Below are 18,057 nucleotides of genomic sequence, written 5' to 3'. Positions count from 1 at the left end.
ACCCACACCCGCTCTGCGGAAGCGGACCAAGACGCACCGCATGGTGGTGCGGTACATGCAGAGCGTGATCGTGGGATGTAAAACCCGTCCTCCCCAAGCTGTCTTCCGCGGAAACCTAACCGCGCGAGAAAATCTCGTATTCCCGCCCCGTTCGCCCGCAGGTTCCCCGGTCGCGCACCCGTCCGCCACCGAGCGGCCGGCCGCCTTACCGCCGACTTATGACCGAAAAAGGCAGGATGGAGGCAACACATCCAGCAGCACCCCTGCCCGCGTGCGCCCTGACGGCGCCGCCCGGGCCGGGTCATGAGGAAGGACAGCGACGTGCGCGTACTCGTCGTCGAGGACGAGCAACTGCTCGCCGATGCGGTGGCCACCGGACTGCGCCGGGAGGCCATGGCCGTCGACGTCGTGTACGACGGTGCGGCCGCCCTGGAACGCATCGGCGTCAACGACTACGACGTGGTCGTCCTCGACCGCGACCTCCCGCTCGTGCACGGCGACGACGTGTGCCGCAAGATCGTCGAGCTCGGCATGCCCACCCGCGTGCTGATGCTCACGGCGTCCGGCGACGTCAGCGACCGCGTCGAGGGCCTGGAGATCGGCGCCGACGACTACCTGCCCAAGCCCTTCGCGTTCAGCGAGCTCATCGCGCGCGTGCGCGCCCTGGGCCGGCGCACCAGCATGCCGCTGCCGCCCGTCCTGGAGCGCGCCGGCATCAAGCTCGACCCCAACCGCCGCGAGGTCTTCCGCGACGGCAAGGAGGTGCAGCTCGCGCCCAAGGAGTTCGCCGTCCTGGAGGTGCTCATGCGCAGCGAGGGCGCGGTCGTCTCGGCGGAGCAGCTGCTGGAGAAGGCCTGGGACGAGAACACCGACCCGTTCACCAACGTGGTGCGGGTGACCGTGATGACCCTGCGCCGCAAGCTGGGCGAGCCGCCGGTCATCGTGACCGTGCCCGGCTCCGGATACCGGATCTGATGGCCGATGGCTGCCACACCCGCACCCCCCACCGCGCCGCCCAAACCCACATGGGACCCCAAGAAGCCGGAGCCGCCCTTCCCGTGGCTGCGCCCGACCATCCGCATACGTCTCACGCTGCTGTACGGCGGGATGTTCCTGATCGCCGGGATCCTGCTGCTGTCGATCATCTACCTGCTGGCCGCGCAGGCGCTCCATGACGGCGGCAGCGGCCAGTCCTTCCAGGTGACCGGCACCAACATCGACATCACCAGCGAGACCTGCCCCCAGCTGGACACGGCGACCACCAACAGCCAGCTCAACGACATGCTGAAGCAGTGCAACGCGGCCCAGCGGCAGCACGCCCTGGACGATCTGCTCAGCCGCTCCCTGGGCGCGCTGCTCGGCCTGGCGATCATCGCCTTCGCCTTCGGCTACGCCATGGCCGGCCGGGTGCTGTCGCCGCTGGGCCGGATCACCCGCACCGCCCGCGCGGTGGCGGGCTCGGACCTGTCGCGCCGGATCGAGCTGGACGGCCCGGACGACGAGCTGAAGGAGCTGGCCGACACCTTCGACGACATGCTGGAGCGGCTCCAGCGGGCGTTCACCGCCCAGCAGCGCTTCGTGGGCAACGCCTCGCACGAGCTGCGCACCCCGCTGGCGATCAACCGCACCCTCCTGGAGGTGCAGCTCTCCGACCCGAACGCGCCGGTGGAGCTGCAGCAGCTCGGCAAGACGCTGCTGGCCACCAACGAGCGCAGCGAACAGCTCGTGGAGGGGCTGCTGCTGCTCGCCCGCAGCGACAACCAGATAGTCGAGCGGGGACCCGTGGACCTGGCCGAGGTGGCCTCCCAGGCCATCGACCAGGTGCACGGCGAGGCGGAGGCCAAGGGCGTCGACATCCGCGGTCACCGGGCGCCCGCGGTGGTCCAGGGCAACGGCGTGCTGCTGGAGCGGATCGCCCTGAACCTGGTGCAGAACGCCGTGCGGTACAACGTGCCCGAGGGCGGCTGGGTCGAGGTCACCACCGAGGTGCAGCACGGCCAGGCGGTCCTGGTGGTCTCGAACACGGGCCCGGTCGTGCCGGCGTACGAGATCGACAACCTCTTCGAGCCGTTCCGGCGGCTGCGCACCGAGCGGACGGGCAGCGACAAGGGCGTGGGACTCGGCCTGTCCATCGTGCGGTCGGTGGCCCGGGCGCACGGCGGGCACATCTACGCCCGGCCGCGCGAAGGAGGAGGTCTCGTGATGCGCGTCACCCTTCCGATCTGAGATCATGCCCCGCACCCACGGCGCGTTCGCTTCAAGCGGAAATTTCGGGGCGCGTTTCCGGTATTCCCATGTGTGATCGATCACAGGGGCGATTTCCCGGAGGTCCACTCTCCGTGATCATGCCCCGCGCCGGAAAGCCGGGAAAGTCCCGGTTTTCAGGGGGCCTCATCACGGGAAGTACACGGGGAGGCTCCTTTGAAGTGCGACATCGGGACCGTGTACGGTCCCCTTCGCCATCCAAGCCGATCACTCGTGAGGAGTCCGGTTGGGTGTCGATTGAGTAACAGACCTTGATGTGAGGCAAAATCTCCGCCTCAGGTCGGGCACAAGTCCGGCCTCTCACGCGTTACGTGCGCTGGAGACACCGCATACACCCAGAGGGGGAGAGCGACATGGCTACCGACTACGACACTCCACGCAAGACCGACGACGACGTCGACTCGGACAGTCTCGAAGAACTCAAGGCCCGACGCAACGACAAGTCGGCCTCCGCAGTGGACGTCGACGAGTTCGAGGCCGCCGAAGGCCTGGAACTGCCCGGCGCGGACCTCTCCAACGAGGAGCTGGCCGTCCGGGTCCTGCCGAAGCAGCAGGACGAGTTCACGTGCATGAGCTGCTTCCTGGTCCACCACCGCAGCCAGCTGGCCCGCGAGAAGAACGGCCAGCCGATCTGCCGCGACTGCGACTGAGGACGGGTCGGCCGTGACTGGCTCGACCCCTCCGCGGAAGCGCCGCTTCTTCACCAGGGGAGCGGACCAAGGGCCCCGTCAGGGCCCGCAGCACGACACGCGTGATGACGAGCGGGGCTCAACCGGTACCGGGGCGGCCTCGCTCGGATCGGCAGCCGGCCGGGGTGACCTCCCGGCACCCGTGGAGGTCACCGCGCCCGTCGCGCGCAGGCGTGCCGCCGCGTTCCGTGAGAAGGCCCGGGAAGGCGCCCGCAGGGGCGGTGTCCGCGCCCGCGCGGGACTGGGGCACCTCGCGGACCGGATCATCGAGCTCGCCCCGCGTGTGCCCGTACGCGACCTCGCGACGCTGCGCCGGCAGTTCCCCGGGCTCGGTCCCGAAGAGATCGCGGACAAGCTGGTGGCGGGTGCCGCGAAGGCCACGGCGACCGTTGGGGCCGGAGTCGGTGCGGCGGCGATGATGCCCGTACCGCCCGCGATGCCGACGGAACTGGCCGCGGAGGTCACCGGCGTCGCCGCGATCGAGCTCAAGCTGATCGCCGAACTCCACGAGGTCTACGGCGTCCGCCCGGCGGGCAACCTCTCCCAGCGCACCACCGTGTACCTGACCTCCTGGTCGGAGGAGCGCGGGATCGAGGCGACCAGACCCTCCACCGTGAGCGCCGCGCTGAACAGCCGGATGAAGCGCGAACTGCGCCAGCGGATCATGAAGCGCATGGTCCGCAACCTGCCCAATCTGATGCCGTTCCTGGTGGGAGCCGCCGTGGGCGCCGCAATGAACCGCCGGGACACCAGAAAGCTGGCCGCCCGCGTCCGCGAGGACCTGCGCCGCGTCCAGGTGCCCTGGGACGCGCTGCCGGCCCTGCCCGCCCTGGAGCGCCCCGAGAACGTCCTGGACGCGGACGCGCTGAAGGAACTCGGCGGCGGCCACGCGACGGACGGCGACGGCGGTCACCGGGCCCTCTGAGGCCGACCGCCCCGGAGAGGCCGTAAGGGCCCGTATCCCCGGTTCTCGCCGTTCCCCTGCTGTCGCCTAGGCGGCGTCCGCGCCGGCCTTCGCCGCCCGCAGTGCCTGCGCCAGCCGCTCCGGCTCGCGGGTCGACAGGAACACGTACGGCGTCGGGTCCGCCGGGTCCGTGACGTCGATGCGCAACGCGCCCGGGACGTAGGCGCGCAGCAGCATGAAGCAGCGCGGGTCCGCCTTGTGCGTGCGCCAGGCGCGGGCCTCCTCGGCGTCCAGGACCTCCGCCTCGCCCAGCGCCGACACCGGGATCTTCGCCTCGCCCGCGATCAGGTGGCCGCCGACGACCCGGATGCGCACCGAACCGTACGAACTGGTCACCACCGCCGCGGCCGCGGTGCCGCCGGCCAGGCCGCCGAGCATCGGCAGCGTGCCGAACGGCAGCAGGATCAGCGCCATGGAGACCCCCACCAGGAAGGAGATCAGCCACCACGAGCGGGGCGCGGTGAGGCGTTCTTCGTACGGGGCGGCGGAAAGCTGCATGAATCCAAGCTTGGCACGGTGTCCGGACAGTACCGACGCGCGGGTAAGGTCTGCGGCTGTGAGTGGTACTTCCGCAGCCCTTCAGCCCCCGGCCGACGCCGTGCAACCGGTGCGCCACCCGGACGCCCCCGCCCCCGGCGAGCTCCTGGGCGCGCACTACGGCCAGTGTTTCGGCTGCGGCGGCGAACAGCCTCACGGACTGCACCTCCAGGCCCGCGCCGGCGAGGGAGTCTCGATCACCGCCGAGTTCACCGTGCAGGCCGCCCACCAGGGCGCCCCGGGACTCGCGCACGGCGGAGTGCTCGCCTCCGCCCTGGACGAGACGCTCGGCTCGCTCAACTGGCTGCTCCGCACGATCGCGGTGACCGGCAGGCTGGAGACCGACTTCGTCCGGCCCGTGCCGGTCGGCACCGTGCTGCACCTGGCGGCCGAGGTGACCGCCGTGGCGGGACGGAAGATCTACTGCACCGCCACCGGACGCATCGGCGGTCCCGACGGACCCGTCGCGGTCCGCGCCGACGCCCTGTTCATCGAGGTGAAGGTGGACCACTTCATCGACCACGGCCGCGACGAGGAGATCCGGGCCGCCATGAGCGACCCCGACCAGGTCCGCCGCGCCCGCGCCTTCGAGGTGAACCCGTGAGCGAGTCCCGTACCGGCGCACTCGAGGTGCTGATCAGGCGCGTCGACCCCGACGTACCGCTTCCGGCGTACGAGCACCCGGGCGACGCCGGGGCCGATCTGCGGACCACCGAAGCCTGTGAACTGGCCCCCGGGGAGCGTGCCGTGCTGCCCACCGGGGTGTCTGTGGCCCTCCCGGAGGGGTACGCGGCCTTCGTGCACCCGCGTTCCGGACTTGCCGCACGCTGCGGCGTCGCCCTGGTGAATGCCCCGGGGACGGTTGATGCCGGGTACCGTGGGGAGATCAAGGTGATCGTGGTGAATCTCGACCCGCGCGAGACCGTGCGGTTCGAGCGGTTCGACCGGATTGCCCAACTGGTCGTCCAGCAGGTCGAGAGGGTCCGTTTCGTGTCGGTCGCGGAGCTCCCCCCTTCTGTCAGGGCCGAGGGGGGCTTCGGGTCCACCGGCGGGCACGCCGCGGTGGAAGGTAAGAGCGGCACAAGCGTTCAGGCCGCCGTGGGCGGCACAGCGGGTGGTAATCGATACGCTTCGGTCGTATCCGACCGGGAAGGACAGTGACGTGTTCGGACGTCGCAAGAAGAAGGATGCCGCCGAGGGTGCGGCCGGCGAGGCCGAGCAGGTCGTCGACGGTGTCGACGCTGAGGCGGACGAGGAGGCCGAGCGGCTGAGGCTCGAGCCGGCGCCGCGGCCCGACGGCCCCTGGGACAGCACCGAGGTCCGGGAGCCCGGCGAGGGCCGGGTCGACCTGGGCGGCCTGTTCGTGCCCGGCGTCGACGGCATGGAGCTGCGGGTGGAGGTCGCGGGTGACGCGATCGTCGCGGCCACCGTCGTGCTGCGCGACAGCGCCATCCAGTTGCAGGCCTTCGCCGCGCCCAAGCGCGAGGGCATCTGGGGCGAGGTGCGCGAGGAGATCGCGGCCGGCATCACCCAGCAGGGCGGCATCATCGACGAGGTCGAGGGCCCGCTGGGCTGGGAGCTGCGCGCCCAGGTGCCGGTGCAGCTGCCGGACGGCACCGGTGGCTTCCAGGTCGTGCGGTTCGTCGGCGTGGACGGGCCCCGCTGGTTCCTGCGCGGCGTGATCTCGGGCCAGGGCGCGGTGCAGCCGCAGGCCGCCGGGCTGCTCGAGCAGATCTTCCGGGACACGGTGGTGGTGCGCGGGGACGGCCCGATGGCGCCGCGTGACCCGATCGTCCTGAAGCTGCCGAACGACGCGCAGATGGTGCCCGAGAACGTGCAGCAGGAGGAGGGCTCCCGTTTCGCGGGCGGCATGGGCCAGCTGCAGCGCGGACCGGAGATCACCGAGGTCCGCTAGCCGGACCCGATCGTTGCGAAGGGCCGTGTCCCCCGCGGGGGGCACGGCCCTTCGTCGTGCGCGGACCCTTGACGGCCCATTGGTCCGGACCTACGGTCTTCGCTCAACGCCTATTCATGAGGGCGCATAGTGTTCACGTACACAAACGGAGCCGCCATGCGTCGCACCCCCCTCCTCGCGATCGTCACCGCCCTCGTCCTCGGTGGTGTCCTCGCGCAGCCGGCCGCGCAGCGCGCCGACGCCGCCCCCACCGCCGCCACCGCTCCCACCACCTTCGTCCACCCCGGAGTCACCGTCTCCCGGGCCCAGTTGGACTTCGCCCGCAGCAAGGTCGACGCCGGCGCCCAGCCCTGGAAGGCCGCCTTCGACCGGATGACGGCGAGCAAGTACGCCGACCTGAACCGCACCCCCAAGCCCCGCGCCGTCGTCGAGTGCGGCTCGTACTCCAACCCCAACCACGGCTGCACCGACGAGCGCGAGGACGCGATCGCCGCCTACACCCACGCGCTCACCTGGTACATCACCCGCGACGAACGCCACGCGCGCAAGTCCATCGAGCTGATGGACGCCTGGTCCGCCGTGATCCGCGACCACACCAACAGCAACGCGCCGCTGCAGACCGGCTGGGCCGGCTCCTCCTGGGCCAAGGCCGCCGAGATCGTCAAACACACCTACGGCGGGAACTGGGCCGGCTCCGGCCGCTTCGCCACCGTGCTCCGCGACGTCTACCTGCCCGAGATCATCAACGGCTCGAACTCCAACGGCAACTGGGAGCTGACGATGATGGAGGCCGCCGTCGGCATCTCCGTCTTCCTGGAGGACCGCGCCTCCTACGACAAGGCCATGGCGAAGTTCCGCACCCGCACCGCCGCCTACGTCTACCTGGCCTCCGACGGAGAGCTGCCCAGGACGGTCCCCGGCCAGAACCTCGACACCCGCGAGAAGATCATCAAGTACTGGCAGAACCAGTCCACCTTCGTCACCGGCCTCACCCAGGAGACCTGCCGCGACTTCACCCACACCGGCTACGGCATCTCCTCGATCTCACACGTCGCCGAGACCAGCCGCATCCAGGGACAGGACCTGTACGGCACCGACGTCGGCGAGCGGCTGCGGCACGCGCTCGGCTTCCAGGCCAGGTACGAACAGGGCGCGGCCGTCCCGGGCTGGCTGTGCGGCGGATCCCTGCACCTCGGCCTCGGCCCGGTCACCGAGGTCGGCTACAACGCCCTGCACAACCGCCTCGGCCACGCCATGACCAACACGCAGGCACTCACCGAACGCACCCGCCCGTCCGGCACCAACAACCTCTTCGTCGCCTGGGAGACCCTCACCCACGGGGACAACCCGGCCTGACCGTTGATCGACCGGGCGCCGGACGGCGATACTGGCGCCCGGTCCACGGGGGAGGGCGGCCGCATGACGGGTCAGGTGACCACCGAGACGATGGTGCGCGTCGAGGACGTGCACCGGTCCTACGGCACCGGAGCCGCCGCCGTCCACGCGCTGCGCGGCGTCTCCTTCGAGGTCCCGCGCGGCGAACTCGTCGCCCTCAAGGGCCGCTCCGGATCCGGCAAGACCACCCTGCTGAACATCGTCGGCGGCCTCGACACCCCGGACCGGGGCCGGGTCGCCCTCGACGGCCGGGACCTCGCCGAACTGGACGAGAACGGGCTGCTCGCCCTGCGCCGCGACCACATCGGCTTCGTCTTCCAGTCCTTCGGACTCATCCCGATCCTCACCGCCGCCGAGAACGTCGGCGTCCCGCTCCGCCTGCGCCGGGCCGACCCGCGTGAGCGGGAGGAACGCGTCGACCTGCTGCTCTCCCTCGTGGGGCTCGCCGACCACGCGGCGCAGCGGCCCGGCGAACTCTCCGGCGGCCAGCAGCAGCGGGTCGCCGTCGCCCGCGCCCTCGCCAACAACCCCTCCCTCCTCATCGCCGACGAACCGACCGGCCAGCTCGACGCGGAGACCGGGCACGCCGTGATGGAACTGCTGCGCGCCGTCGTGCGCAGCGAGCGGGTCACCGCGCTGGTCGCCACGCACGACGCCACCCTCCTCGACCTCGCCGACCGGGTCCTGGAGCTGAGCGACGGCGTGATCGTCGAGCACTGAGCCGCCGACCGGCCGGCGCGTCAGAGTTGCGTCAAGGACGGTCCGCGCACCCCTCCGGCATCCGCATACCGCCCATTGCGGCCTTAAGGTCGTCTCTCGGCAGGGACGACCGGAAGACAATGGGGCCATGGCACGCGGCAAGCTTCGGATCCACCTGGGTGCGGCACCCGGCGTCGGCAAGACGTACGCGATGCTCTCCGAGGCGCACCGCCGCGTGGAGCGCGGCACCGACTGCGTGGTCGCCTTCGTGGAACCGCACGGCCGGCCGCGCACCGAGGCGCTGCTGCACGGCCTGGAGCGGATCCCCTGCGCCGAACTGGAGCACCGCGGGACCGTCTTCCCCGAGATGGACCTCGACGCCGTCCTCGCCCGCCGCCCGCAGGTCGCCCTGGTCGACGAGCTCGCCCACACCAACGTCCCCGGCTCGCGCAACCACAAGCGCTGGCAGGACGTGGAGGAACTCCTCGCGGCCGGCATCGACGTGCTCTCCACGGTCAACATCCAGCACCTGGAGTCCCTCGGCGACGTCGTGGAGTCGATCACCGGCGTACGGCAGCGGGAGACCGTGCCGGACGAGGTGGTGCGCCGCGCCGACCAGGTCGAACTCGTCGACATGACGCCCGAGGCGCTGCGCCGCCGCATGGCGCACGGCAACATCTACCAGCCGGACAAGGTCGACGCCGCCCTCTCGAACTACTTCCGCCCCGGCAACCTCACCGCGCTCAGGGAACTGGCGCTGCTCTGGGTGGCCGACCGGGTCGACGCCCACCTCCAGCGCTACCGCAGCGAGCACGACGTCTCCGCCATATGGGGCTCGCGCGAGCGGATCGTCGTCGGCCTGACCGGCGGCCCCGAGGGCCGCACCCTGATCCGGCGCGCCGCCCGGCTGGCGGAGAAGGGCGCCGGGGGAGAGGTGCTCGCCGTCTACATCTCCCGCAGCGACGGACTCACCGCGGCCTCGCCCAAGGAGCTGGCCGAACAGCGCACGCTGGTGGAGGACCTCGGCGGCAGCTTCCACCACGTCGTCGGCGACGACATCCCCGCCGCCCTCCTCGCCTTCGCGCGCGGCGCCAACGCCACCCAGATCGTCCTCGGCTCCTCGCGCCGCAGGACCTGGCAGTACGTCTTCGGCCCCGGCGTCGGCGCGACCGTCGCGCGGGACTCGGGACCCGACCTGGACGTGCACATCGTCACCCACGGCGAGGTCGCCAAGGGCCGCGGACTGCCCGTGGCCAGGGACGCGCGGCTCGGCCGGTCCCGGCGGGCGTGGGGCTGGGCGGTCGGGGTGGGCGGACCGGCCGCGGTGGCGGTGCTGCTCAACGCCGTGGACCTGGGACTCGCCAACGACATGCTGCTGTTCCTGGCGCTGACCGTGGCGGCGGCCCTGCTCGGCGGGCTCTGGCCGGCCCTGGCCTCGGCGGCGGTCGGCTCCCTGCTGCTGAACTACTTCTACACGCCGCCGCTGTACCGCTGGACCATCGCCGACCCGAAGAACATCGTCGCCATCCTGATCTTCGTGGCGGTCGGCGCGTCCGTGGCGTCCGTCGTCGACCTCGCCGCCCGGCGCACCCACCAGGCGGCCCGGCTGCGCGCCGAGTCGGAGATCCTGTCCTTCCTCGCGGGCAACGTGCTGCGCGGCGAGACCGGACTGGAGGACCTGCTGGAGCGGGTGCGCGAGACCTTCGGCATGGAGTCGGCCGCGCTCCTGGAACGCGCGGGCGACGTGGAGCCGTGGACCTGCGCGGGCCGGGTCGGCCGCGGACGGCCGGTGGAACGGCCCGAGGACGCCGACGTCGAGGTGCCCGTCGGCGACCACATGGCCCTGGCCCTCACCGGCCGGGTGCCGCCCGCCGAGGACCGCCGGGTCCTGGCCGCCTTCGCCGCGCAGGCCGCCGTCGTCCTGGACCGCCGCCGACTGCGCGAGCAGGCCGACCGCGCCCTCGCCCTCGCCGAGGGCAACCGCATCCGCACCGCCCTGCTGGCCGCCGTCAGCCACGACCTGCGCACCCCGCTGGCCGGCATCAAGGCGGCCGTCTCCTCCCTGCGCTCCGAGGACGTCGAGTGGTCGGCGGAGGACCGGTCCGAGCTGCTGGAGGGCATCGAGGACGGCGCCGACCGGCTGGACCACCTGGTGGGCAACCTGCTGGACATGTCCCGCCTGCACACCGGCACGGTCACGCCCCTGATCCGAGAGATAGACCTGGACGAGGTCGTCCCCATGGCGCTCGGCGGCGTGCCGGACGCCGACGTCGTCCTGGACGTCCCCGAGTCCCTGCCCATGGTCGCCGTGGACCCCGGGCTGCTGGAACGGGCGATGGCCAACGTGATCGAGAACGCCGTGAAGTACAGTCCTCCCGGCCGTCCCGTCCTGGTCGCGGCCAGCGCGCTCGCCGACCGGGTCGAGGTGCGGGTGGTCGACCGCGGACCCGGCGTCCCCGACGAGGCCAAGGACCGCATCTTCGAACCCTTCCAGCGTCACGGCGACGCCCCGCGCGGAGCCGGTGTGGGCCTCGGCCTCGCGGTCGCCCGGGGCTTCGCCGAGGCCATGGGCGGCACCCTGAACGCCGAGGACACCCCCGGCGGCGGCCTCACCATGGCGCTCACCCTGCGCGCCGCGGGCACGCGCCCGCAGCCCGTACCCGCCGCAGAACCGGAAAGGCAGCCCTCATGACCCGTGTGCTGGTGGTCGACGACGATCCGGCCATCGTGCGCGCCCTGGTGATCAACCTCAAGGCACGGTCCTACGAGGTCGACTCCGCCCACGACGGCGCCGAGGCCCTGCGCACGGCCGCCGCCCGCCACCCCGACGTCGTCGTCCTCGACCTCGGCCTGCCCGACATGGACGGCGTCGAGGTGATCAGGGAGCTGCGCGGCTGGACCCGGGTGCCGATCCTGGTGCTCTCCGCGCGGCACGCCTCCGACGAGAAGGTCCTGGCGCTGGACGCGGGAGCCGACGACTACGTGACCAAGCCCTTCGGCATGGACGAGCTGCTGGCCCGGCTGCGGGCCGCCGTACGCCGCGCGGAGCCCGCCGGTGACGGGGGCGACGTGGTGGTGGAGACCGAGGGGTTCACCGTCGACCTGGCCGCGAAGAAGGTCAACCGCGGCGGCAAGGACGTACGGCTGACACCCACCGAGTGGCACCTGCTGGAGGTGCTGGTGCGCAACGGCGGCCGGCTGGTCGCGCAGAAGCAGCTGCTGCGGGAGGTGTGGGGGCCCTCGTACGGGACGGAGACCAACTACCTGCGCGTGTACATGGCGCAGCTGCGGCGGAAGCTGGAGGCCGATCCGTCCCATCCGCGGCACTTCATCACCGAGCCGGGCATGGGCTACCGCTTCGAGAAGTGACGGCCGGGCCGGGCCGCGCGGGTGGCCGGCGGCGGCCGGTTCGGACCGGGCGGCCGGGGGGTACGTAACCGTCGGTGCACCCCGGTACGCTTCAGATATGAGTGCTGTTCCTCGTTCCGAGAAGCCGGCAGGCCGGTTCCGGCGCATGCTCGACCGGCTCTCCTCGTCTCAGGAGGACCTGGAGTCCGAGGAGCTGCGTGAGGACGCCGAGACCGCCGGCTGTACGCGGATAGGCGACTGCCGTGACCGGCAGGTCGTCACGGTTACTGGTACCTTGCGCACGGTCACGCTGCGGCCGCGCGCCGGGGTGCCGGCCCTGGAGGCCGAGCTGTTCGACGGCTCCGCCGCGCTGGACGTGGTCTGGCTCGGCCGGCGCTCCATCGTGGGGATCGAGCCGGGACGCAAGCTGATCGCATCGGGCCGGATCTCGATGAGCCGGGGCCGCCGGGTGCTGTTCAATCCGAAATACGAACTGAGACCCCTCGGACGGGAGTAGCCGGTGACGTCGCTCGACAAGCCGACAACCGACAACACATCCGCGGACGACACCCGGGCGGTGACGGAGGCCGCCCTGTTCGAAGCGTTCGGCGGCGTGCGCGGCATGGTCGAGACGGTGCTGCCGGGGCTGCTCTTCGTCAGCATCTACACGGTCAACAAGGACCTGCACATGTCGGCGATCGCGGCGCTCGCCGTGGCGCTGGTGATGGTCGTGGTCCGCCTGGTGATGAAGGACACCGTCAAGCACGCCTTCAGCGGCGTCTTCGGTGTCGCCTTCGGTGTGGTCTTCGCGATGATGACCGGGAACGCCAAGGACTTCTACCTGCCGGGCATGCTCTACACGCTGGGCCTGGCGCTGGCGTACATCGTCACGGCGATGGCCGGTGTGCCGCTGATCGGTCTGATGCTGGGCCCGGTGTTCAAGGAGAACCTCTCCTGGCGCACCCGCAACCCCGGCCGCAAGAAGGCCTACACCAAGGCCAGTTGGGCGTGGGGCCTGATCCTGCTCGGCAAGAGCGCGATCCTCTTCCCGCTGTACTGGTGGGCGGACACCACGCAGCTGGGCTGGGTGCTGGTGGCGCTGAAGATCCCGCCGTTCCTGCTCGCCGTGTATCTGACCTGGGTGTTCCTGGCGAAGGCGCCGCCGCCGATCGACGTGTTCGCCGAGATGGAGGCGGAGGAGCGCGCGGAGGAGGAGCGCCGGGCCGCGGCTTCCGCGGGCGAGTAGACGCTTTTTTGCTCCCGCTCCCTCCCGTGCCACCAGCGGCCTCGGCCTCGGCCTGAACGTCCCCGTCCGCGAACACCGGACGGGTCGAGAAAGGGGCGCCCGGAGTTCTTCGGGCGCCCCTTTCCTCATGACCACTAGCGGGCCGGGTCGTCCTTGCGGACCGACAGCAGGTCCTCCAGCTGTTCCTCGCGGGCCTGGGCGGCCACGAAGAGCAGCTCGTCGCCGGCCTCCAGCGAGTCCTCGCGGGTCGGCGCCAGGACGCGCGTGCCGCGGATGATGGTGACCAGCGAGGTGTCCTGCGGCCACTGCACGTCCCCGACCTGGGTACCGGCCAGCGCCGACTCCTCCGGCAGGGTCAGCTCGACCAGGTTGGCGTCGCCGTGGCTGAAGCGCAGCAGCCGGACCAGGTCGCCGACGCTGACCGCCTCCTCCACCAGGGCCGACATCAGCCGCGGTGTGGAGACGGCGACGTCCACACCCCAGGACTCGTTGAACAGCCACTCGTTCTTCGGGTTGTTCACCCGGGCGACGACGCGCGGGACGCCGTACTCGGTCTTGGCGAGCAGCGAGACGACCAGGTTCACCTTGTCGTCGCCGGTCGCTGCGATGACGACGTTGCAGCGCTGGAGCGCCGCCTCGTCCAGGGACGTGATCTCGCAGGCGTCGGCCAGCAGCCACTCGGCCTGCGGCACGCGCTCGACCGAGATGGCGGTCGGCGCCTTGTCGATGAGCAGGATCTCGTGGCCGTTCTCCAGCAGCTCGCCCGCGATCGAGCGGCCGACCGCGCCGGCTCCGGCAATGGCGACCCTCATGAGTGACCGCCCTCCTCTTCGGGCCCCTTGGCGAACGCCGCCTCGACCCGGTTGATCTCGTCGGTCCGCATCATCACATGCACCAGGTCGCCTTCCTGCAGCACCGTCTGCGAGCTGGGCAGCATCGCCTCACCGAGCCGGGTCAGGAAGGCTACGCGCACGCCGGTCTCGTCCTGCAGCCTGCTGATCCGGTGTCCCACCCAGGCCGTCGAGGTGTGCACCTCGGCGAGCTGGACCCCGCCGGTGGGGTCGCGCCACAGCGGCTCGGCGCCCGAGGGGAGCAGCCGGCGCAGCATCTGGTCGGCCGTCCAGCGGACCGTCGCCACGGTCGGGATGCCGAGGCGCTGGTAGACCTCCGCGCGGCGCGGGTCGTAGATCCGGGCGGCGACGTTCTCGATGCCGAACATCTCCCTCGCCACCCGCGCGGCGATGATGTTGGAGTTGTCGCCGCTGGAGACGGCGGCGAAGGCGCCCGCCTCCTCGATGCCCGCCTCGCGCAGGGTGTCCTGGTCGAATCCGACGCCGGTGACCCGGCGACCGCCGAACGAGGAGCCCAGCCGGCGGAAGGCGGTGGGGTCCTGGTCGATCACGGCGACCGTGTGCCCCTGTTCCTCCAGGGTCTGGGCCAGGGCGGAACCCACCCTGCCGCAGCCCATGATGACAATATGCATCGCGTCACACCGCGCTTCCTGCAGGCCTTTCGACCTTCATGACTTCCGTGCTCATGTCTCTCTCTCGGCTCGCCAGGCAACACAACGCGGCCCGAGCGCGGGCCGCAGGGCAACATCATGCCGGGGGAACGCGGTCCTGACGCCCTCCGGGGCCCGGCCGCCGTGTTCGCGTGCCGGACTCCAACGTATCCGCACCACCGGGGCACCTCGCAGGCCCGGGCCGGGAGGAGAGGAACAGCCATGACTGCCGAGATCGACGTCCTCGTCGTGGGCGGCGCGGGCGTGGACACGATCGTGCACGTGCCCGAACTGCCCGTGCCGCTCGCCGACAGCCACATGATCCACCCGGGCATCGTCACCCGTGCGGGCCAGAGCGGCGACTTCGTCGCCCTCGGCACCAGCGCCCTCGGCCTGCGCACCCACCACATCGACCTGATCGGCGACGACCACGAGGGCGACCTCGTCCGCGCCCTGCACCGCGACCACGGCATCGCGCTCACCGCCGTACCCCAGCCGTGCGGAACCAAGCGTGCCGTCAACCTCGTCGGCCCCGACGGCCGACGGCTCTCCCTGTACGACGCGACCCGCTGGGCCGAGACGGACCGGCTGCCCGAGCGGACGCTGCACGACCTCGCCGCCGCCAGCCGGCACGCCCACGTCGTCATCACCCAGCCCTGCGCCCACGCCCTGCCCGTGCTGCGCGCGGCCGGCGTCACCGTCTCCACCGACCTGCACGACTGGGACGGCACCAACCCCTACCACGAGCCGTTCGCCCTCGCCGCCGACCTGGTCTTCCTCGCCGCCGCCGCCCTGCCCGACCCGGAGGCCACCCTGCGCCGGATCGCCGCGCGGGGCCGCGCCCGCGTCGTCGTGGCCACCGCGGGCGTCGACGGAGCGTTCCTGCTGCACGACGACGAACTGACCCACGTCCCCCCGGCCGAGCCCCCGGCCCCCGTCGTCGACTCCAACGGCGCCGGCGACGCCTTCGCGGCCGCGTTCCTGTGGGGATGGCTCGGCGGCCGACCGCCACGGCACTGCGCCCGGCTCGGTGCGGTCGCCGGCGCGTACGCCTGCACGGTGCCCTCGACACGCGTGGCCGCCATCGGCCCGCAGGCCCTGCTCGCCGGAGTCACCGGGCCCGTGCCCGGGACGGTCAGCGGCGGGTGATGCTGCGCACACTCGCCACGGTGAGGATTCCGAGGCCGAGAAGGGCCGCCGTGGCGCCGATGAGTTCTGCGGTCGCGTGCATGGAACCTCCACGGAGCGGCTGTGGCCGGGAACGGCACCGGAAACGGACGAGGCCCAGTCATATAGCCATGGAAGTGCCCCCACCTGCGGAATCCGCAGCCCGGCCGACCGGTGATTTCACCCGGTGAGCAGAGGCGTATGGAAGCCGTATGGATGTGGGGTGGTCGTTGGGCGGCCACTTGGCTGAAGGCTTACGATCCACAGTTGTGTCCAAACTGACCGACGTGCCCAAACGGATCCTCATCGGGCGCGCACTCCGCAGTGACCGGCTGGGGGAGACCCTCCTGCCGAAGCGCGTCGCGCTGCCCGTGTTCGCCTCCGACCCGCTGTCCTCCGTGGCGTACGCGCCCGGCGAGGTGCTGCTGGTCCTGTCCATCGCGGGCCTGTCGGCGTACCACTTCAGCCCCTGGATCGCCGTCGCGGTCGTCGTGCTGATGTTCACCGTGGTCGCCTCCTACCGGCAGAACGTGCGCGCCTACCCCAGCGGCGGCGGCGACTACGAGGTGGCCAACACCAACCTCGGCCCCCGCGCCGGCCTGACCGTCGCGAGCGCCCTGCTCGTCGACTACGTCCTCACCGTCGCCGTGTCGATCTCCTCCGGCATCGAGAACCTGGGCTCCGCCGTCCCGTTCGTCGTCGAGAACAAGGTGGCCTGCGCGATCGGCGTGATCGTGCTGCTCACCCTGATGAACCTGCGGGGGGTCAAGGAGTCGGGCACGCTCTTCGCGATCCCCACCTACGTCTTCGTCGTGGGCGTCTTCACCATGATCGCGTGGGGGGCGTTCCGCGGGTTCGTGCTCGGTGACGAGATGCGGGCGCCCACCGCGGACTTCGAGATCAAGCCCGAGCACCCGGGACTGGCCGGCTTCGCCCTGGTCTTCCTGCTCCTGCGGGCCTTCTCGTCCGGCTGTGCCGCGCTCACCGGCGTCGAGGCGATCTCCAACGGCGTACCGGCCTTCCGCAAGCCCAAGTCGAAGAACGCGGCGACCACGCTCGCCCTGATGGGCCTGCTCGCCGTCACCATGTTCTGCGGCATCATCGCCCTGGCCGCCGCCACCGACGTCCGCATGGCCGAGAACCCGGCCAAGGACCTGATCCACGACGGTGCCCCCCTCGGCGCCGACTACGTCCAGGACCCGGTGATCTCCCAGGTCGCCGAGGCCGTTTTCGGCCACGGCAGCATCCTGTTCATGATCCTCGCCGCCGCCACCGCGCTGGTGCTGTTCCTCGCCGCGAACACCGCCTACAACGGCTTCCCGCTGCTCGGCTCGATCCTCGCCCAGGACCGCTACCTCCCCCGCCAGCTGCACACCCGCGGCGACCGCCTCGCCTTCTCCAACGGCATCGTGCTGCTCGCGGGCGCCGCCGGACTGCTGGTGTGGATCTACGGCGCCGACTCCACCAGGCTGATCCAGCTGTACATCGTCGGCGTGTTCGTGTCCTTCACGCTCAGCCAGATCGGCATGGTGCGGCACTGGAACCGGCTGCTGGCCACCGAGAAGGACCAGGCCAAGCGCCATCGCATGATCCGCTCGCGGGCCATCAACACCTTCGGTGCGTTCTTCACCGGCCTGGTGCTGGTCGTCGTCCTGGTCACCAAGTTCACCCACGGCGCCTGGGTCGCGCTGCTCGGCATGTGCATCTTCTACGCGACGATGACCGCGATCCGTAAGCACTACGACCGCGTCGCCGAGGAGATCGCGGCACCGGAGGAACCCAGCGACGACAGCGTCCGGCCGTCCCGGGTCCACTCCGTCGTCCTCATCTCCAAGATCCACCGGCCCGCGCTGCGCGCGCTCGGCTACGCCAAGCTGATGCGCTCCGACACCCTGGAGGCGCTCAGCGTCAACGTGGACCCGGCGGACACCAAGGCGCTGCGCGCGGAATGGGAGCGGCGCGGCATCGACGTACCGCTGAAGGTGCTCGACTCGCCGTACCGCGAGGTCACGCGGCCGGTCATCGAGTACGTCAAGAGCCTGCGCAACGAGTCGCCGCGCGACGTGGTGTCCGTGATCATCCCCGAGTACGTCGTCGGCCACTGGTACGAACACCTGCTGCACAACCAGAGCGCCCTGCGCCTGAAGGGCCGGCTGCTCTTCACACCGGGCGTGATGGTGACGTCGGTGCCCTACCAGCTCCAGTCGTCCGAGGCGGCCAAGAAGCGGGCCCGCAAGCGGCAGGACTGGGTGGCACCCGGTTCGGTGCGCCGCGGCCCGGCGGAGCGGGCGAAGGAGACCTCCACACCGACGTAAACTGGTGGGCTGTTGT

At 71.3% G+C, this 18,057-nt stretch carries 18 protein-coding genes; 15 read left to right on the top strand and 3 right to left on the bottom strand.

Annotated features, from left to right (window positions below):
- Positions 1 to 321: 321 nt before the first annotated feature.
- The 4 genes from FGW31_RS08085 (at position 322) to FGW31_RS08070 (ending at position 3,879) form a co-directional block, all read left to right on the top strand.
- Positions 322 to 975, top strand: coding sequence for a response regulator transcription factor (locus tag FGW31_RS08085; protein WP_111580853.1), 654 nt, complete (start codon positions 322 to 324; stop codon positions 973 to 975).
- A 6-nt stretch (positions 976 to 981) separates the two neighbouring features.
- The gene (locus FGW31_RS08080; protein ID WP_142192688.1) at positions 982 to 2,226 is read left to right on the top strand and encodes a sensor histidine kinase; all 1,245 of its coding nucleotides are present in this window, start codon (positions 982 to 984) and stop codon (positions 2,224 to 2,226) included.
- Between the two features lie 392 nt (positions 2,227 to 2,618).
- Positions 2,619 to 2,915, top strand: coding sequence for a DUF4193 domain-containing protein (locus FGW31_RS08075; RefSeq protein WP_003993510.1), 297 nt, complete (start codon positions 2,619 to 2,621; stop codon positions 2,913 to 2,915).
- Between the two features lie 13 nt (positions 2,916 to 2,928).
- Positions 2,929 to 3,879 (top strand): hypothetical protein, encoded by a 951-nt coding sequence (locus FGW31_RS08070; RefSeq protein WP_142192687.1) that lies wholly within the window; start codon positions 2,929 to 2,931, stop codon positions 3,877 to 3,879.
- 66 nt (positions 3,880 to 3,945) lie between these two features.
- On the opposite strand, the gene FGW31_RS08065 is transcribed toward FGW31_RS08070, so the two are convergent.
- Entirely contained in the window at positions 3,946 to 4,416 is a 471-nt protein-coding gene (locus tag FGW31_RS08065; protein WP_142192686.1) for a DUF3093 domain-containing protein, read from the bottom strand.
- Positions 4,417 to 4,474: 58 nt separating this feature from the next.
- Between FGW31_RS08065 and FGW31_RS08060 the strand changes: the two genes are divergently transcribed.
- From FGW31_RS08060 to FGW31_RS08020, 9 genes are all read left to right on the top strand, one after another.
- Positions 4,475 to 5,059 carry a PaaI family thioesterase gene (locus FGW31_RS08060; RefSeq protein WP_142192685.1) on the top strand — a complete coding sequence of 195 codons (585 nt, stop codon included), beginning with the start codon at positions 4,475 to 4,477 and terminating at the stop codon, positions 5,057 to 5,059.
- Positions 5,056 to 5,616 (top strand): dUTP diphosphatase, encoded by a 561-nt coding sequence (dut, locus tag FGW31_RS08055; RefSeq protein WP_142192684.1) that lies wholly within the window; start codon positions 5,056 to 5,058, stop codon positions 5,614 to 5,616. Before FGW31_RS08060 ends, dut begins: the two co-directional genes overlap by 4 nt.
- Before the next feature lies 1 nt (position 5,617).
- Positions 5,618 to 6,370 carry a DUF3710 domain-containing protein gene (locus FGW31_RS08050; protein ID WP_142192683.1) on the top strand — a complete coding sequence of 251 codons (753 nt, stop codon included), beginning with the start codon at positions 5,618 to 5,620 and terminating at the stop codon, positions 6,368 to 6,370.
- Positions 6,371 to 6,526: 156 nt separating this feature from the next.
- Entirely contained in the window at positions 6,527 to 7,726 is a 1,200-nt protein-coding gene (locus FGW31_RS08045; protein WP_142192682.1) for an alginate lyase family protein, read from the top strand.
- 63 nt (positions 7,727 to 7,789) lie between these two features.
- Positions 7,790 to 8,485, top strand: a complete 696-nt coding sequence (locus FGW31_RS08040) for an ABC transporter ATP-binding protein (RefSeq protein WP_142192681.1) — start codon at positions 7,790 to 7,792, stop codon at positions 8,483 to 8,485.
- A gap of 127 nt (positions 8,486 to 8,612) precedes the next feature.
- Positions 8,613 to 11,156: a sensor histidine kinase gene (locus FGW31_RS08035; protein ID WP_142192680.1), complete on the top strand. Its 2,544-nt coding sequence runs from the start codon at positions 8,613 to 8,615 to the stop codon at positions 11,154 to 11,156.
- Positions 11,153 to 11,833 carry a response regulator gene (locus tag FGW31_RS08030; protein WP_142192679.1) on the top strand — a complete coding sequence of 227 codons (681 nt, stop codon included), beginning with the start codon at positions 11,153 to 11,155 and terminating at the stop codon, positions 11,831 to 11,833. Before FGW31_RS08035 ends, FGW31_RS08030 begins: the two co-directional genes overlap by 4 nt.
- Positions 11,834 to 11,930: 97 nt before the next feature.
- Positions 11,931 to 12,329, top strand: a complete 399-nt coding sequence (locus FGW31_RS08025) for an OB-fold nucleic acid binding domain-containing protein (RefSeq protein WP_142192678.1) — start codon at positions 11,931 to 11,933, stop codon at positions 12,327 to 12,329.
- A gap of 3 nt (positions 12,330 to 12,332) precedes the next feature.
- Positions 12,333 to 13,058 (top strand): DUF3159 domain-containing protein, encoded by a 726-nt coding sequence (locus FGW31_RS08020; RefSeq protein WP_142192677.1) that lies wholly within the window; start codon positions 12,333 to 12,335, stop codon positions 13,056 to 13,058.
- Positions 13,059 to 13,192: 134 nt separating this feature from the next.
- On the opposite strand, the gene FGW31_RS08015 is transcribed toward FGW31_RS08020, so the two are convergent.
- Positions 13,193 to 13,870 (bottom strand): potassium channel family protein, encoded by a 678-nt coding sequence (locus tag FGW31_RS08015; RefSeq protein WP_142192676.1) that lies wholly within the window; start codon positions 13,868 to 13,870, stop codon positions 13,193 to 13,195.
- Positions 13,867 to 14,541 (bottom strand): potassium channel family protein, encoded by a 675-nt coding sequence (locus FGW31_RS08010; RefSeq protein ID WP_142192675.1) that lies wholly within the window; start codon positions 14,539 to 14,541, stop codon positions 13,867 to 13,869. Before FGW31_RS08010 ends, FGW31_RS08015 begins: the two co-directional genes overlap by 4 nt.
- Before the next feature lie 240 nt (positions 14,542 to 14,781).
- Between FGW31_RS08010 and FGW31_RS08005 the strand changes: the two genes are divergently transcribed.
- Together FGW31_RS08005 and FGW31_RS08000 are read left to right on the top strand one after the other, a co-directional pair.
- A complete protein-coding gene (locus FGW31_RS08005; RefSeq protein WP_142192674.1) occupies positions 14,782 to 15,708 on the top strand; it encodes a PfkB family carbohydrate kinase in 927 nt (308 codons plus the stop codon).
- Positions 15,709 to 15,995: 287 nt separating this feature from the next.
- Positions 15,996 to 18,041 (top strand): APC family permease, encoded by a 2,046-nt coding sequence (locus FGW31_RS08000; RefSeq protein WP_142192673.1) that lies wholly within the window; start codon positions 15,996 to 15,998, stop codon positions 18,039 to 18,041.
- Positions 18,042 to 18,057: the final 16 nt, after the last annotated feature.

Origin of the sequence: Streptomyces calvus (genome assembly GCF_006782915.1) — a bacterium.
GTDB lineage: Bacteria > Actinomycetota > Actinomycetes > Streptomycetales > Streptomycetaceae > Streptomyces > Streptomyces calvus.
Note: the sequence above shows the minus strand (reverse complement) of the source record. Positions and strands in the feature narration are given on the sequence as shown.